General features: G+C 58.7%; 1 protein-coding gene. It reads left to right on the top strand.

Going from position 1 to position 1,216, the window contains the following annotated elements; translation table 11 throughout:
• Window positions 1-79: 79 nt before the first annotated feature.
• A protein-coding gene (locus ABD842_RS13760; protein ID WP_345114935.1) for an IS3 family transposase occupies window positions 80-1,176 on the top strand; the annotation gives its coding sequence in 2 pieces (ribosomal slippage) (window positions 80-329 and window positions 329-1,176; 1,098 coding nt in all).
• The last annotated feature ends 40 nt before the right edge of the window (window positions 1,177-1,216 follow it).

Genomic DNA, 1,216 nt, shown 5'->3' with positions numbered 1-1,216 from the left:
TGTAGCCTTCCCCATTAAGTGAGCCAGTCAAAAGTAGAGAGAAGTAGTAACTTTTCACTTCTTCTATTTTTGACTGTTTATGAAAAAAAGCCGATTCAGCGAAGCCCAGATACTGGGTATTTTGCGCCAACAGGACCAGGGCCAGACGGTGGTTCAGATTTGCCGGGAGCACGGCATTAGTGAGCCCACCTTTTACGCGTGGAAAAGCAAGTTTGGGGGCATGAGCGTGAGCGAGTTGCAGCGTCTCAAGCACCTGGAGGACGAAAATCGTCGCCTCAAACAGCTGTACGCCGAGCTGAGTCTGGAACACCAGGTCATTAAGGAGGTGCTGCGAAAAAAGTAGTCACCCCCACGGCCCGGCGCGCGGTGGCCCATTACGCCTGTGGGCGGGGGCTCAGCCAGCGCCAGGCGTGTGCACTCGTGGGCCTGGCCCGCAACAGCTACGCCCCGCCACCGGGCGGGGGCCGTGGGGGGCTCCAACCCGCCGATGCCGAACTCGTTACCCGGCTGCGGGCGCTGGTGAAGCGGCATGGCGGCTGGGGCTTTTGGAAATATTATTACCGCCTGCGCAAACTACGGATTGTGGTCAATCACAAGCGCTTATGGCGTATTTATCAGCTCATGCGCTTGCAATTGGGCAAGCGACGGAAAAAGAAACGCCTGCCCGAGCGGATAAAACGGCCCCTGGAAGTACCTGCGCAGCCCAACGTGTGCTGGTCGCTGGACTTTATGAGCGATGCGCTGACCGATGGTCGCCGCTTCCGGACCCTGAACGTGGTCGAGGACTGGAACCGGGAAGTGCTCGGCATCGAGGTGGATTTTTCACTGCCCGCTACGCGGGTCGTCGCCTTGCTCACCACGCTGGTGAGCCGCCACGGCAGCCCGGCCCGCATCCGGGTCGACAACGGCCCCGAACTTATCAGCCAGGTACTCCAGACCTGGTGCCAGGGCCAGGGGATTGACTTGCACTGGATTCAACCAGCGAGTCCGACGCAAAACGCCTACATTGAACGCTTTAACGGCTCGTTTCGCCGCGAGCTGCTCAACGCCTACCTCTTTACCAGCCTGCGCCAAGTGCGCGAACAGTGCCTGAGCTGGCAGTACGACTATAATCATCTGCGGCCCCATGAGGCCCTCAACTTCTTAACCCCCATCGAGTTTCGCCAAGCTGCCTGACCTCTACTTTTGACTGGCTCACTTTAAGGGGGAGCTTACA

Origin of the sequence: Hymenobacter algoricola (genome assembly GCF_039539525.1) — a bacterium.
In the GTDB taxonomy this organism is placed as follows: Bacteria; Bacteroidota; Bacteroidia; order Cytophagales; family Hymenobacteraceae; genus Hymenobacter; species Hymenobacter algoricola.
This window is presented reverse-complemented; position numbering and strand designations above follow the sequence as displayed.